Source organism: Natronincola ferrireducens (assembly GCF_900100845.1).
Classification (GTDB): domain Bacteria; phylum Bacillota; class Clostridia; order Peptostreptococcales; family Natronincolaceae; genus Natronincola_B; species Natronincola_B ferrireducens.
Genome location: NZ_FNFP01000007.1, coordinates 1 through 15,390, shown reverse-complemented (window position 1 = coordinate 15,390; position 15,390 = coordinate 1). Strand labels below are relative to the sequence as shown.

The 15,390-nt window shown below is 36.4% G+C and carries 15 protein-coding genes; 1 reads left to right on the top strand and 14 read right to left on the bottom strand.

The window, feature by feature from the left end; genetic code table 11:
- Positions 1 to 95: 95 nt before the first annotated feature.
- The 10 genes from BLS22_RS12070 to rbsK all read right to left on the bottom strand — a co-directional run bounded on the left by BLS22_RS12070 (position 96) and on the right by rbsK (position 10,809).
- Entirely contained in the window at positions 96 to 440 is a 345-nt protein-coding gene (locus BLS22_RS12070; protein WP_090554020.1) for a carboxymuconolactone decarboxylase family protein, read from the bottom strand.
- Between the two features lie 241 nt (positions 441 to 681).
- Positions 682 to 2,985, bottom strand: coding sequence for a xanthine dehydrogenase family protein molybdopterin-binding subunit (locus tag BLS22_RS12065; protein ID WP_090554225.1), 2,304 nt, complete (start codon positions 2,983 to 2,985; stop codon positions 682 to 684).
- Between the two features lie 4 nt (positions 2,986 to 2,989).
- Positions 2,990 to 3,436, bottom strand: a complete 447-nt coding sequence (locus tag BLS22_RS12060) for a (2Fe-2S)-binding protein (RefSeq protein WP_090554019.1) — start codon at positions 3,434 to 3,436, stop codon at positions 2,990 to 2,992.
- On the bottom strand, positions 3,433 to 4,224 hold the full coding sequence (locus tag BLS22_RS12055) for an FAD binding domain-containing protein (RefSeq protein ID WP_090554018.1): 792 nt from the start codon (positions 4,222 to 4,224) through the stop codon (positions 3,433 to 3,435). Before BLS22_RS12055 ends, BLS22_RS12060 begins: the two co-directional genes overlap by 4 nt.
- Positions 4,225 to 4,378: 154 nt before the next feature.
- Entirely contained in the window at positions 4,379 to 5,710 is a 1,332-nt protein-coding gene (locus tag BLS22_RS12050; RefSeq protein ID WP_090554017.1) for a uracil-xanthine permease family protein, read from the bottom strand.
- A gap of 391 nt (positions 5,711 to 6,101) precedes the next feature.
- Complete coding sequence (gene rbsB, locus BLS22_RS12045) at positions 6,102 to 7,007, bottom strand: ribose ABC transporter substrate-binding protein RbsB (protein ID WP_090554016.1); 906 nt, start codon at positions 7,005 to 7,007, stop codon at positions 6,102 to 6,104.
- Between the two features lie 19 nt (positions 7,008 to 7,026).
- On the bottom strand, positions 7,027 to 7,968 hold the full coding sequence (gene rbsC / locus BLS22_RS12040) for a ribose ABC transporter permease (RefSeq protein WP_090554015.1): 942 nt from the start codon (positions 7,966 to 7,968) through the stop codon (positions 7,027 to 7,029).
- 10 nt (positions 7,969 to 7,978) lie between these two features.
- Positions 7,979 to 9,469, bottom strand: coding sequence for a sugar ABC transporter ATP-binding protein (locus BLS22_RS12035; protein ID WP_176762169.1), 1,491 nt, complete (start codon positions 9,467 to 9,469; stop codon positions 7,979 to 7,981).
- A gap of 19 nt (positions 9,470 to 9,488) precedes the next feature.
- Entirely contained in the window at positions 9,489 to 9,887 is a 399-nt protein-coding gene (gene rbsD, locus BLS22_RS12030; RefSeq protein ID WP_090554013.1) for a D-ribose pyranase, read from the bottom strand.
- Position 9,888: 1 nt separating this feature from the next.
- Entirely contained in the window at positions 9,889 to 10,809 is a 921-nt protein-coding gene (rbsK, locus tag BLS22_RS12025; RefSeq protein WP_090554012.1) for a ribokinase, read from the bottom strand.
- A 208-nt stretch (positions 10,810 to 11,017) separates the two neighbouring features.
- On the opposite strand from rbsK, the gene BLS22_RS12020 reads away from it, so the two are divergent.
- A complete protein-coding gene (locus BLS22_RS12020) occupies positions 11,018 to 11,845 on the top strand; it encodes an MBL fold metallo-hydrolase (protein ID WP_090554011.1) in 828 nt (275 codons plus the stop codon).
- 68 nt (positions 11,846 to 11,913) lie between these two features.
- Here the strand turns inward: BLS22_RS12020 and BLS22_RS12015 are convergent, their stop codons facing one another.
- From BLS22_RS12015 to BLS22_RS11995, 4 genes are all read right to left on the bottom strand, one after another.
- Positions 11,914 to 12,384: a YbaK/EbsC family protein gene (locus BLS22_RS12015; RefSeq protein WP_090554010.1), complete on the bottom strand. Its 471-nt coding sequence runs from the start codon at positions 12,382 to 12,384 to the stop codon at positions 11,914 to 11,916.
- A gap of 266 nt (positions 12,385 to 12,650) precedes the next feature.
- On the bottom strand, positions 12,651 to 13,802 hold the full coding sequence (locus BLS22_RS15180) for a LysM peptidoglycan-binding domain-containing protein (RefSeq protein ID WP_176762168.1): 1,152 nt from the start codon (positions 13,800 to 13,802) through the stop codon (positions 12,651 to 12,653).
- 92 nt (positions 13,803 to 13,894) lie between these two features.
- Positions 13,895 to 14,596, bottom strand: coding sequence for a pseudouridine synthase (locus BLS22_RS12000; protein WP_090554009.1), 702 nt, complete (start codon positions 14,594 to 14,596; stop codon positions 13,895 to 13,897).
- Between the two features lie 357 nt (positions 14,597 to 14,953).
- Positions 14,954 to 15,390: group II intron maturase-specific domain-containing protein (locus BLS22_RS11995; RefSeq protein WP_280139580.1), on the bottom strand; the 437-nt coding region annotated here is incomplete at its 5' end.

Here is a 15,390-nt window from a genome sequence, read left to right as displayed (position 1 = left end):
CAAATATCCCAATAACTTAGGGATATTTGGGTTTGTACTGTTGTATGTTATCTATTGCCTAGAAGTTTTCTTATTTTATTATTATCCCATCTTTTTTACCCTTCATTTTTAAAGGGCAGGGGATTTGGGGGCCAATTTTCATCTCTAAGTACTAACAAAGCCTCCATCATTTTGGGGAAACCCCCACTGGGAGCAACTAGCATAATAGCATGTTCTATTTCTTCTAGGGTACATCCACAACGATAGGCCTTTCGTATGTGGGTTCTAAGGGCAAATTCATACTGGCATGCAGCAGAGATAGCCACTTTAATCAACCATCGTGTCTTTGCATCTAAAGGGCCTCCCTTTTCATGCAGCTTATGTCCGTAGTTCTCGTATGCTTCATAGATTTCCTTATGCTTATCAATAAAATAGTGTAAATTTTTTTCAATAATATCCATGCACTTCTCTCCTTTTTTCCTTTTGGTTATTTATATAGCAACAACAATCATAATTTTTTAGGTATTAATACTATTTTTTATCTATTTCAAGTATTGACAACAACCAAGAGGTTTTAGACTATAAAAAAGGAAAATACATAAAATACTATAACAGCTTTTCTATCTACTATATAGCTTGAAAAAAACAGAGAATAACCAGCACAGAAAAACCCTGCTAATTATTCTCCATTATTTTATCTTGCTATTTCTTATCTTTTAGCATCTCCATTAGAACCTTTTCTGGGGTGATTGGTAAATTCCTTATATTTACCCCTACTGCATTATATACCGCATGGGCAATGGCAGGAGGTGGTGTATTAATCACCACTTCACCAATAGATTTTGCTCCAAAGGGTCCTGATGGTTCAAAGCTAGGTTCAAATTCTACTGTCAGCTTACCGATATCCTTACGACAAGGTATTTTATACTGCATCAAAGTATTGGTTTGTAGCTTACCTTTACTACTATAGACAACGTCTTCAAATAAGGCCATCCCAATCCCTTGTACTAATCCACCCTCTGCTTGAATTGTAGCTAAGTTAGGATTGATTACAGTTCCACAATCTATTACTGCAATATAGTCTATCAAGTCAATTTTACCGGTTTCCTTATCTATTTCCACCTCTGCAAATCCTGCAATAAACGGAGCCGGGCTGGTATCACCACCAAAGCTGCCGTGACCGATTAATTGACTTTTCCCTTCTCCAGATATAACCCTCTGTGCGATTTCATCTAGAGAAATCCTATTATTTCCATCCAATTCCTTGACATAATTACCGTCAAATTCTACATTCTCTATAGATAGGTTTAGAAATTTAGCACCATATTTTATGATCTGTTCCTTTATATCCTCTGCCGCTTTAATTACAGCGTTTCCTGTGACATAGGTTGTACTGGAAGCATAGGACCCTGTATCAAAGGGGGAAACGTCGGTATCAACTGCGTGGACAATGATTTTATCCAATGGTATTTCTAATACCTCAGCCGCCATCTGGGCCAGGATTGTATCACTCCCTGTACCCATATCTGTTGAGCCTAATGATAAGGTGAAAAATCCATCATCATTTAACTTGATGATTGCAGAAGCCGTATCGATTTTTGCAATCCCAGAACCCTGCATGGTAATGGCCATACCTAGTCCTCTTACCTTTGTGTCACTTACTTCATAACGGGGAAATTTTTCATCCCATTTAATTAACTCTTTACCTTTTTTAATACAACGGTCTAAAGCACAGCTCTCCATCTTAACTGGGGTACCATCCTCCTTTTGACCTAATACAGGATTACTCTCTCCCTCTTTTATTATGTTAATTTCCCTCAGTTTGGCTGGGTCCATGTTCAATTTGTCGGCTAACTGATTGACGGCAGATTCAAGAGCAAAGGTTCCTTGGGTCACACCATAACCCCTAAAAGCTCCAGCAGTCATCTTATTTGTATAAACAGCATGACCATGATAGCGGGCTGCCTTAGTCTGATTGTACAGTGGAAGTGTTTTATAGCCTGTTACACTAAATACTGTAGAGGCATGTTCTCCATAAGCTCCAGTATCAGCCAGACCCTCCATGTCAATGGCTAGAATTCTACCATCCTTATCCGCCCCTAGCTTGACCTTAATCCTCATTGCATGACGACTAGTGGTACAGCTGAAGCTTTCCTTACGGTCATAAATAATCTTTGCTGGCTTTCCTGTTTTAAGGGTTACAATAGCAGGAAATATCTCTACTGAAGCGGTTTGCTTTCCACCAAATCCTCCACCAATCCTTGGCTTGATTACTCTTATTTTACTAGCAGGTATTTGAAGTGCCCTTGCCAATATCCTTCGAACATGAAAAGGAATTTGAGTAGAACTTACTACTGAAAGTCTTCCATTAAGATCTAAATAACTAAAAGCACGATAGGTCTCCATCATAGCATGGGACTGAGCCTGTGTATAATAGGTTTCCTCCACAATATGAGCACACTCACTAAAAGCTTCTTGAATATCTCCTGTTTCAATAATTACTGAAGATGCTATATTTTTGTGCTGATTAAAACCTATGTCAAAATTAACGTGTAAATTATCCTCGGGATGAATTACTGTTGAATGACCAATGGCTTCTTCAAAATCTAAGACCGGCTCCATCACTTCGTACTCCACTTTAATCAGTTCCAGTGCCCTATTGGCTGTTTTCTCGTCCACAGCTGCAACGATCGCCACCTCATCCCCCACATATCGCAGAATCTTATCAAGGATTAATCGGTCATAGGGAGACGGCTCTGGATGAGACTGTCCTGCCGTAGTAAATCGAACATTTGGTACGTCCTTATAGGTTAAAACGCACTCAACTCCTGGTAAACTTTCTGCCCTAGAGGTGTCAATAGATTTAATTTCAGCAAAGGCATGGGGACTTCGAAGAATTTTTACGATTAATGCATTGGTCATAACAAGATCATCGGTATACACTGGTTTTCCCGTTGCTATATCCATTCCATCTATCTTTTTAATTGGTTGATTAACAAATTTCATCATGCTATACCTCCAAATACTTTTTAATGGCTCTTAGTTGTCCTGCATAGCCAGTACAGCGACAAAGGTTTCCTACTAGATAGTGCTGGATTTCCTCTTCTGTAGGGTTTTCCAGTTCTCTCTTCATTGCTAGCACTGTCATAACAAATCCAGGACTACAAAAGCCACATTGGTCTGCTCCTTCATTAACTAGAAATTCAGCAAATTCCTTAGCTTCTTCCTGTAGCCCTTCGATGGTAGTAATCTCTTTTCTATCGACGGTGGGGGCTAATGTAGAACAAGAAAGAGTAGGTCGTCCATTCACCCAAACAGTACATAATCCACAGGCCCCTGTATCACACCCTCTTTTTACACTGGCATAACCATATCGTCTTAGAGTATCTACTAAAAACTCATCTCCAGCTACTTCCATTTGAACTTTTTTATTATTAATAATAGCTTCTATTTTCATCTTAAAACCTCCACTATTCCTCTCTTTAGTAGGGGAGCAATAATTGCTTCACGGTAGTTTTTTTGCCCCCTCATATTTGTACCAAAGGCCAACTCCTCCATGGCTATATTAGCAGCTTGTTTTATATTTGTTTCATCGATATTATTCTGTGTTAGATATTTAGAAGCCTCTACAGCAATTTCTGCTCTCCTCGGTCTTGCACCAATAACAATTTTCCAATCATCTTCCTTTTTAGAGACAGCTACAGCGAGGATAGGATAGTCAGAAATGGAATTTCTCATCATTTGATAGGATGCACTTTGGTTGGTTTTGTGTACAATCACCTTTACCAAAATATCCTTGGTCCCACCATTCTTCAAAAATACTTCTAACGGAACTACCCCTCCATGATACAGTTCTACATCAACCTCCAATGCCAGTAGTGCTGTAATCAAATCAGAAAATCCATATCGTGAGTAGACAGTCCCCCCTATAGTAACAATATTTCTAAATTGTACTCCTATAATATTCTTTATAGATTTAGGTATAATACCATTAAAATATTCATTTAAACAAGGATTTGTTTCTAATGAACGAAAAGTCGTCATGGCTCCTATCTCAATAGTATTTTCCTTTTCATGAATAAAATCCAACTGCAACTTTGAAAGATCAATTGCAGTACCAATTTTCTTCTTGCTCATTTTTAAAAAGGCACAGCCCCCTAATATGACGTTATTCCTTTTAGCTATTAAAAGCTGATATGCTTCTTCCAATGTTTCTGGCTGAACATAATGCTGTATTGTAAACACTTTAATTCCTCCTCCAAAAAAGTCTGCTTTTTATTGAGTTATCTTTATTAATTTTATAATCTTTCACGGAAAAAATCCAGCACAATTCTGAGATTTACCAGAAGCAAGTCCTCTCATGCTGGATTACTATTTGTTATTTTCCAATTAATACTCCTTATGCAACCTTCTTCTGTAAAACAATTGTTGTTTCTTCCTGATCTTCAGGTAAAATAATATTTAGAAATATAGCAATCAAGCCTGTAACTACGATGCCTGAACCTCCAAAAATTAATTTCATTGCTTCAGGTAAGTTGACTAACGCCTCTGGAACTGAACCCAATCCAAATCCAAGACCCATAGCAACAGCAACAGTAATACTGTTCTTTCCCTTTAGTGAATCCTTAGTAATCAAATTGATTCCACTGATTGCTATCATAGAAAACATAACGATAGCTGCTCCCCCAAGTACACTTTGGGGCATAATTGCAACAACTGCTCCTACTTTGGGGAATAATCCCGCAGCAATTAAAAATACAGCTCCTACTGCTACTACAAAACGATTCATGATTCCTGTCAATGCTACAATCCCAACATTTTGACTAAAGGATGTAGTGGGCAATACATTGAAAATAGCAGCAATAGAACTACCAAGACCATCAGCCATGACCCCGCCGGCTAACTCCTTATCAGTGGCCTCCCGGTTTGCTCCACCAATTGTAATGCCAGAGATATCTCCAACTGTTTCAACTGCTGTTACAATGTACATCAATAGCATTGCTATAATTGCATCCATATGAAAAGTCATGCCGTATTTAAGAGGTGTTGGGAAAGCCACCCATCCAGCTGCACCTACTACTTCAAAATTTACTTTTCCCATTGGTATAGCTACAGCATAACCCACTAGTAAACCAATTAATATTGCTGACATACTAGTAATCCCTTTAGTAAATTGTTTAAAAAATAATATTGTTGCAAGCACAATTGTACCTAACAGTAAATTTGAAAAGGATCCAAAATCTGGTGTTCCTACGCCTCCAGCAAAATATCGTATCCCTGTAGGCAACAGGGATAATCCAATTGATAGTAATACCGTTCCCGTTACAACAGGTGGGAAATACTTTCTTAAGGGCTTTAGAAAAACACCTAAAAATATTTCCACAAATCCTCCAATAAAAGAAGCTCCTAAAACACCTGCTAGACCATACTTAGCTGAAATCGCTAAACAAGTTGGTAAAAATCCAAAGCTTGTCCCTTGCACTATCGGTAATTTTGCACCAATTGGTCCAATAGGATAAAGCTGAATTAGTGTTGTAATTCCTGCTACAAACATTGCCGCTTGGATTAAAAAGGTTCTTTCTTCAATCGGCAAGCCCAAGGCATTGGCAATAATAATTAAGGGGGTAACATTACCTGCAAACATTGCTAAAACGTGTTGTAATCCTAATGGAATTGCAGTTCCTAATGATGGAATCCCATCGATGCTATAAATAGTATTGTCCTTTTTCATTTTTTTCCTCCTGTGTTTAGGCTTGATCTAGCTTCCCTAGGCAAATACCTACATATTTTCATATAATTATTATAACACTTTTTTAGGAAAAAGCGAACTATTTTTTTAAATTATTTTTAAAAATGTGTTATAATACGATTTATACAGAATATAAAACATGTTAATGTTCGTTTTTAAAAATTAATTATTCTTTTATTAACGATCAGCATACTTTTATCCTACTATATGGTAGCTTATCAATTGAATAGAAGAAGTAGAAATTATTAGCTCATCTTCAAGCCTATATATTTTAATTAGAAGGCTGTGTTAACAGATGTCTATTAAAATATGAAAATCCCAAGGAGTAGTTATACTTTTCCTTGGGACTTATTATAGCTGAGAAGCTACGTTGTTATTTAGTTACGAGCCTAAGCTCAACTGGAATATTGGCTTCTATACGTTCCCCTGTCATTACTTTAGCAGCGCTTTCTATCCCTAATGCACCTATTCTATCTGGCTGTTGTGCAACAGTAGCTGCCATCTTTCCTTCATTTACTGCATTAACTGCATCATCGGTGGCATCAAAGCCAACTACTATAACATTGTCTCTTCCCGCTGCCCCCAATGCTTCAATAGCACCTAAGGCCATTTCATCATTATGGGCAAATACTGCAGCAATTTCTTCCTGAGCTTGGATAATGTTTTCCATTACATTTAAGCCTTTTGTTCTATCGAAATCAGCTGCCTGTCTTGCAACTACTTCTATATCATTAGCTTCACCTACAGCATCATTAAAACCTTTACCTCTATCTCTTGCTGCCGATGTACCAGGAATCCCCTCAAGCTCAACTACTTTGCCAGTTCCACCTATCTGTTCAACAATATACTCTCCTGCTATTTTTCCTCCCCCTACATTATCAGAAGCAATATGACTTACTACTTCTCCTTCATTGGCTCCCCTGTCCAGAGTAATAATGGGGATATTTGCATCATTTGCTACCATAATTGCATTACCAACTGCATCACTATCGGTTGGATTAATTAAGATAACCTTTACTCCCCTTTGAACTAAATCCTCTACATTTGCTAATTCCCTTGCAGCATCGTTTTGTGAGTCAAGAACGATTAGCTCATAACCCAGCTCATCTGCCTTTGCCTGAGCTCCATCCCTTAATGTTACAAAGAAGGGATTATTTAAAGTAGAAACAACTAAGCCTATTTTTTCTGTACCTTCCTCTTGTGGAGCTTGTGTACCACAGCCGACCAAAAGAGACATGACAACAACCGCTACCAATACAAATACTAATGCTTTTTTCATGCTAAATCCTCCCCTTAAATTATTTATTTTTATCCAGCAGAACAGCTAAAAGAATTACTGCACCTTTAGCCATCAGCTGATAAAATGGCGAAACATCCAATAGATTTAAACCATTATTTAGTATCCCTATAATAAGGGCACCAATAAGGGTTCCACCTATACTCCCTTTGCCTCCTGACAAGCTACTACCCCCCAAAACTACAGCAGCAATAGCATCTAGTTCGTAGCCTTCTCCTGCAGTTGGTTGAGCTGAATTCAAGCGTGAAGTTAAGATAATTCCACTTAATGCCGCTAACATACCACTAATAGAATAAACCATTGTCTTTACTCTGTTGGTATTGATACCCGAAAGTCTCGCAGCTTCCTCATTGCCTCCCAATGCATAAACATATCTTCCAAATCTTGTTTGGGAAAGAGTGTAGTAGGCTATTAGAAATATAAAAAGCATAACAATTACTGGTACAGGAATATTGATAAAAGGAATATATCCTGTTCCAATTTTTCTAAAGACAGTTCCTAATCCTGTAATAGGCTGTCCTCCAGTATAGACTAGAGTAGCACCCCTAACTAGTGTCATAACCGCTAAGGTTGTAATAAATGGAGGAATCTTACCTCTTGTTATAACAATGCCATTAAAAGCCCCAATCACACCTCCTATAATAAGACCTATCAATACTGCTATAACAACAGAATATCCTTCCACCAATAATCCAGCTGTTACAGCACTAGACAACGCCAATATGGAGCCAACCGATAAATCGATACCACCTGTAAGAATAACAAATGTCATACCTACTGCAATAATAGCATTTAACGACGTTTGTCTTAAAACATTTGTCAGGTTGGAAAATGTTAGAAATCTTGGTGATAGTAATGATAATATGATAACAAGGATTAGCAAACCAATTAGTGACCTAAATTTATAAATGAATTCTTTATTCAGTAAATCATCTTTTTTCATAGATAACCTCCTAGTTTCCCACTGCACATTTCATAATTCTTTCTTGGGTAGCTTCATCTCGATCAAATTCACCAGTTATTCTTCCTTGATACATTACAACAATTCTATCGGTGATTCCTAAAAGCTCTGGTAGCTCCGATGAAATGACAATAATCCCTACATCCTTTTTCTTTAATTCATTAATAAGGCGATATATTTCTGTTTTTGCACCCACATCAACTCCTCTAGTGGGTTCATCTAGTATCAAAACTTTTGGATTCGTCATCATCCACTTAGATAAAACAACTTTTTGCTGATTTCCTCCACTTAAATTCTTAATAATTTGATGGATTCCAGGGGTTTTGATTTGCATTTTTTCTACATATTCCTTTACATATCCCTTTTCTTTTTTGCCATCTATTCTCCCTATTACTCCTAATAATTCCTTTAAAGAAGATAGTGTCATGTTATCCTTAACAGAAAGCTCAAGAATCAAACCTTCTTCCTTTCTATTTTCAGATGTATATGCAATACCTGCATCAATAGCATCCTTTGGATGTTTAATTTTTAACGGGTGATTATCAATATACATTTCGCCAGAACTCATTTTAATAGCACCAAATATGGTTTTTGCCAGTTCTGTTCTTCCAGCCCCCATAAGTCCTGCAATTCCTAAAACTTCTCCTTTTTTCAATGAAAAGCTTATATCCTTAACAAATTCATTATTTATATTAATAACCTTTAAAATTTCAGTTCCTGCTTGGTTAATTATTCTTGGAAACTTATCCTCAAGTTTTCTCCCTACCATCATCTGTATAATGCCTTCTTCATCAGTATTTTCTATCAAATCACTGCTAACATATTTTCCATCCCTCAATACCGTGTAGTAATCACAAATTTCGAAAATTTCTTCCATTCTATGGGATATATAAATGATGGCTTTTCCTTCTAGCTTTAATTTGTTAATTGCATTAAAAAGACTTTCTGTCTCCTTTGTAGTTAGGGCATCTGTAGGTTCATCCATAATAATGATTTCAGCGTTAAGAGAAAGCGCTTTTGCTATTTCTATCATCTGCTGTTTTCCTATACTTAGTTCTTCTACTAATGTTGTAGATTTTACATCTATATTTAATGCATCTAGTAATTTCCTACTCTCTTCATGCATTTTTTTCCAATCAATCTTCTTTGTAATAGAATGAATATATTCTCTTCCTAAAAATATATTTTCTGCAACACTTAAATGGGGAATTAAGTTTAACTCTTGATGAATGATGGCAATGGCTAATTGTTGGGCATGCTTAGGATCTTTGATATCAATCCTTTCCCCTTTATAATAGATCTCTCCACCATCTTTTTTATAAACCCCACTGAGAATTTTCATAAGGGTAGATTTACCTGCACCATTTTCTCCAATTAAAGCCATTACTTGACCAGAATATATTTTTAGATGAACACCCTCGAGTGCCTTTACTCCTGGAAATACCTTGAGGATATCATGCATTTCTAATATAGGTTGATCCATCATCTCACCCTTTCTTAATTTAAAAGACTACACCAGATTTTAATATAATATTGGCATAGGGAGTGAATTCCCCGGTTCTTATTATAGTCTTTGCATCAATTGTTAGGCCTTTAAAAGCTTCATGGCTTACTTTTGATATCTTTACTTCTTCATTAACTAATGCTTTTATTTTTTCATATAAATGGGGACTTATTTCCAGCATTTCTTTAGCTATTACAATTTCTTCAACTTTTAGTTCTGATAATATAGTATAGAGGGTGTCTAAAAAACTGGGTATCCCTGCTGTAAGGGCTATGTCAATTTTTTTTACTCCTTTTGGTATAGGAAGTCCACCATCAGCTATTACCAACATATCTGTATGTCCCATTTCAGCAATAACCGCTGAAATCTCTGAATGAATAAGCTGTGTTTTTTTCATCTTATTTTCTCTCCTTTATAAAAGTCTTTACTTCCTCTAAGTTTGGCAAAGAAGTCTGGGCCCCCTCTCTTGTAACAGATAGGGCGGCCACAGCATTTGCAAAGAGAATGGCCTCTTTTAAATCCTTACCTTCAGCCAAAGATACGGCTAAAGCTCCTGTAAAGGAGTCTCCTGCAGCAGTGGTATCCACCGCTTTTACTTTATAACCCTTTATTACTTGTTCTTCATCTTTTTCAACCAGCATTACCCCTTTATCTCCTAGGGTAACAATAACTCTTTTAACCCCCATCTTTATTAATTCCATGGCAGCTGTTTTTGTTTCCTCTTCATTACTTACCTTTAATCCTGTAAGTACCTCTAGCTCAGTTTCATTGGGAGTGAGCAAATATATATCCTCTAAAATATCCTTTTTAATCGCTACTGCTGGAGCTGGATTTAATATAACCTTAATATTATATTTCTTAGCCAGCTTTATCCCATATTCAATGGTCTCCATAGGTATTTCCATCTGTAAAACCATTACCTTAGCAGTTGCAACAATATTTTCAAAGGCATCTATGTCTTGTGGAATACACTTATAGTTGGCCCCAGGTGCTACAACGATATTATTATTGCCTTTTTTATCAACATTAATCATAGCGATACCCGTAGTTTCCTCATCATCTTGGGTAACACCTTGGGTGTTAATGTTTTCTTGTTGCAGGTTTTTTAGCAGTTCCTCTCCAAATACATCCCTACCAACTCTACCTATCATAGAAACATTGCCATTTAATCTGGCAGCAGCCACTGCTTGATTGGCACCTTTCCCACCAGGTATTGTTTTAAAGGCTCCCCCCAACACAGTTTCTCCAACCTTAGGAATTTGGTCAACCTTAACTACCATGTCCATATTCAAACTACCTATTACTACGATATTATTCATTTATTACCCCTCCCTTTGGTAGTATTTTTAACAATTAATGTAGGCTAACTTTATAGCGCCCACCCTTTTATCTATAAGTAAATTTATATTATTCTTCTTTTTTTATTATATAAATATTTAAAATTCAATTTAGTTTTTTGCTAAAAACTCATAACTTATTCAAAGGAGATTAAAGAAACTTATCGAATATTATACGAGGAGGGTAAAAATGAAAATAATAACCTTATTAGAAAATAGTACTATTTCAAAGAATTATAAGTGCAAACATGGTCTCTCTCTATATATTGAAACAATAAGGCATAAAATACTGTTTGATACAGGCCCAAATCACTACTTTGTAGATAATGCCAAAAAACTAGGTGTAAATCTAGAAGAAGTTGATATAGCAATAATATCCCATGGTCATTATGACCATGGGGGTGGATTAGAGGACTTTCTAAAGATTAATGATAAGGCAAAAATCTATATAGGAAGGGAAGCTTTTGATAACCATATTACAAAGTTATTTGGATTTATTAAATATAACATAGGATTAAAGAGGGAGTTAAGTAACAACGAAAGACTTGTAGAAATTGATGGAATGTTAAAAATTAATGACGAATTAATTTTGTTCAATGATATTATTGAAAATAGTCTTTTGTCCTTAGCAAATAAAAAATTATATAAAAAAGATGGAAGTGGTAACATTGTATCCGATGATTTCAAGCATGAAATAAATCTTTTGATTAAGGAAAATGATTCCTATAATTTGCTATGTGGGTGTGCCCATAGGGGCATAACTAATATAATCAATAGAGCTAAGGAGCTGACAAATACTAATATCAAAACTGTCATAGGTGGATTCCACTTAATGGGGATGAAAAAGAAAAGTTTAGAAACTGAAGATTTTTTAGAAATGTTAGCAAAAACTTTAAATGCTAATGGTACTAAGGAATACTATACATGCCATTGTACGGGAAAAGATGCGTATCATTATTTCAAACAAAACATGAGTAATGTTAACGAACTAAAAACAGGGATGACTATAAATATCTAGTCATCCCTGTTGGAGCAGACAGCCTTAATATCGATTTGAATTAAAAGGTGTCTATTTTAGTCGACCATCTATTCCTTGCATACATCCACCAGTTCTCCTTGGGTAACCATCAAAAGCTCCTCTACTGTAATAGGCACAGCGGTATTAGCAGTGCCAGCAGCTGCATAAACCACTTCAAAACGCTCCATGCTTTTATCAATTAATATTCTTATAGAAGTTTTTAAAGCAAAGGGACATACGCCTCCCGGTGGAAACCCTGTTATTGCAATACATTCTTCTTGCTTTGCCAATTTAGGCTTAGCTCCTAAAACCTTTTTTAATGCACTTGCATTAACCTTTATGTCTCCACTGGTAACCACCAAAGCAGGCTCTCCCTGAGCCAGAAATAAAATAGATTTTGCTATTTGACCCACGGTTACACCCAACTGCTCTGCTGCCATTGCTGCTGTTTTAGTAGTTCCTTCTTGAAATTCTATTACTTCTAATTCTATCGGCAACGTTTCTATATAATCCTTTACCCTTTGCAAAACCCCTTCCATCAGTAACTACAACTCCTTTTTTATTCATATGATTTTATAGGTGCTATCTATTACATGAATATATTACCATATTATATAGTCTATCATCAACAACATCTGGTTTTATTCGTATTTCCAACTCCTGACCTTCTAGTCCATAGACCTTTCCAAAGAATTTAAGGTTTTGATACCCTGACTATTGGCGATAAAGGACCTTAGAATACTTCTTCCTTGATAAAAAGCAAGAGTTCCATCAAAGGAACTCTTGTTTTTTTATTTTGCTTTACTTATGCTGTTGGTATACAAATTACTTGACCAATTTGTAAATTATTTGGATCTACTCCTGGGTTGGCTCTTCTTATTGCGTCTACTGTTGTGTTGAATCTTTCAGCAAGTGCAAAGAAGGTATCTCCTGCTCTAATGGTATAGGGTGTTGTTCCCGTTGGACAGGTTGGTGGTGGTGTGGTTGTCGGTATACAAATTACTTGACCAATTTGTAAATTATTTGGATCTACTCCTGGGTTGGCTCTTCTTATTGCGTCTACTGTTGTGTTGAATCTTTCAGCAAGTGCAAAGAAGGTATCTCCAGCTCTAATGGTATAGGGTGTTGTTCCCGTTGGACAGGTTGGTGGCGGTGTGGTTGTCGGCATACAAATTACTTGACCAATTTGTAAATTATTTGGATCTACTCCTGGGTTGGCTCTTCTTATTGCGTCTACTGTTGTGTTGAATCTTTCAGCAAGTGCAAAGAAGGTATCCCCAGCTCTAATGGTATAGGGTGTTGTTCCCGTTGGACAGGTTGGTGGTGGTACTACGCTACAGTCTACACCCAGTGCAGTCCAAGTTTGCACACCTACTATTCCATCCACAGTAAGTCCCTTACTTCGTTGGAAAGTTCTAACTGCTTCTTCTGTTCTTGGACCGAAGATCCCGTCAATAGGTCCGGGGTCAAATCCAGCATCTCTTAAAAGTTCTTGAAGTTGTCGTACTGAAGGACCAGTACTAGTTCTTCTTAAAGTAGGGCATACAGGGGTAGGTGGTGGTGGCGGTGGTGGTGGCGGCGGTGGTGTAACGGGTATACAGATTACCTGACCAATTTGCAACCTATCTGGATCTACTCCTGGATTTGCTGCTATCAAGGCGTCTAATGATACATTGTATCTCCTAGCTATTGAATAAAAAGTATCTCCGGCCCTAATAACATATGGCATTGTTCCAGGAGGACAGGCAGTTGGTGGTGGGGACGGTGGTTTCATTGGTATACAAATTATTTGTCCAATAAACAATCTATCTGGATTGACTCCTGGATTCGCTGCTATGAGAGCCTCTAAAGATATGCCATATCTCATGGCTATGGCAAAGAAAGTATCCCCTGCTCTAATAACATAGGGTGCTGTTCCAAGGGGACAGGATGTTTGGCTATGGTACATATTGTACATAAATTCATCTCCTCCTTTAAATATATTCTTTTACTTCGATATACTATGACATTATAGTATACTATAATATATTCTTAGGGGGAGAATTGGTTCTATTTATCTCTAATATTTTGAACCTCTTCCCTTGTTAAATTCCTCCACTTGCCTACTGGCAAATCCTTCAGTGTAATATTTATAATTCGAATGCGTTTCAACTTTATAACTCTATACCCAAAGTGTGCGCACATTCTTCTAATCTGTCGGTTCAATCCTTGGCTTAGAGTAATTTTAAAGGTTTTTTCATTTATTTTAATTATTTTACAAGACTTTGTGGTTGTGTATTGTTTTTTTACAGGATTATAGATCTTCACTCCTTTGGACATACCCTCTATAAAAGAAGGTGTAATTGGTTTGTCAACGGTTACAACATAATCCTTTTCATGATTGTTCTGTTCTCTTAAAATCTCGTTAACGATACTTCCGTCATTCGTAAGAAGGATTAAGCCTTCGGAGTCTTTATCCAGCCTACCAATTGGAAAAATACGTTGGGGATGATTTACAAAATCAATAATGTTCCCTTTTATATGTCTTTCAGTTGTACAAGTAATGCCTACTGGCTTGTTTAAAGCAATATATACATCATTTTTCCTTGTTTTTAAGGCCTTACCATTTACTTCAACCTTATCCTTTGGACCTACTATGGAACCTAGTACTGCAATTTCTCCATTTATCTTTACCTTTTTCTGTTTAATTAACTGATCTGCTTCTCTTCTAGAGCAAAGTCCCGTTGAGCTAATATAATTATTCAATCTCATAATGTTCTCCTTCTACCTTTTTGTAGTCATCATTCTTTTTTATCTTTTTGACTTTTAGGTATTTTTCAATACTGTTGTATATTAATTAATTTTATTATTCACCACAACATAATGTGTATGCAATTTATTAACAACCTCTCGATCTTAATAAAAAAGTCTTTCTTTGAAATATCTAATAAGAAGACTTTTATGAAACCAATAACGGAAATTATATTTATCCATAGGATAGTATTGTATATAATTTTCTAGTGGTTATAATCGAGTAGCTAGAAAACAGGATAATTAGTCCTGTTTTCTTTGCTCTCACAGAACCGGACTTACGTTTGCCGTATCCGGCTCCTGAAATTTCTTACCAAATTAATAATAATTCGACAACAAACCAACTTCGTATTTATGAATATCAATGAGATCTAAGTCGTCAAAGTATTTGTTAGGTAGTATCTGGTGGATTATATGAACATTCGAGTTCTTCCACTTTGTTACAGCCATTCTTAGACCATTTCCTTTAATTCCTAGCTTTCTCATTTCTTTATGCATTGCCTTATAGGTCTTCCATTGCTTCATCTTTACCATTCTAAGTCTTCTTCGTAGCCACTGCATGAAATCTTTTGTAAAACTTTTAATGTTTGCTACGCGATAATAATTCATCCATCCCCTAAGTATTGGATTTAGTTCTTTAATAATACTTTCAAGTTCTCTTCCTGAGTTTCGCCTTGTAATTCTTCTCACTTTATCCTTAAAGCGTTTTATCCTTTTAGGGTTGACCCCAATGGACTTAGTACGAATTACAAAAC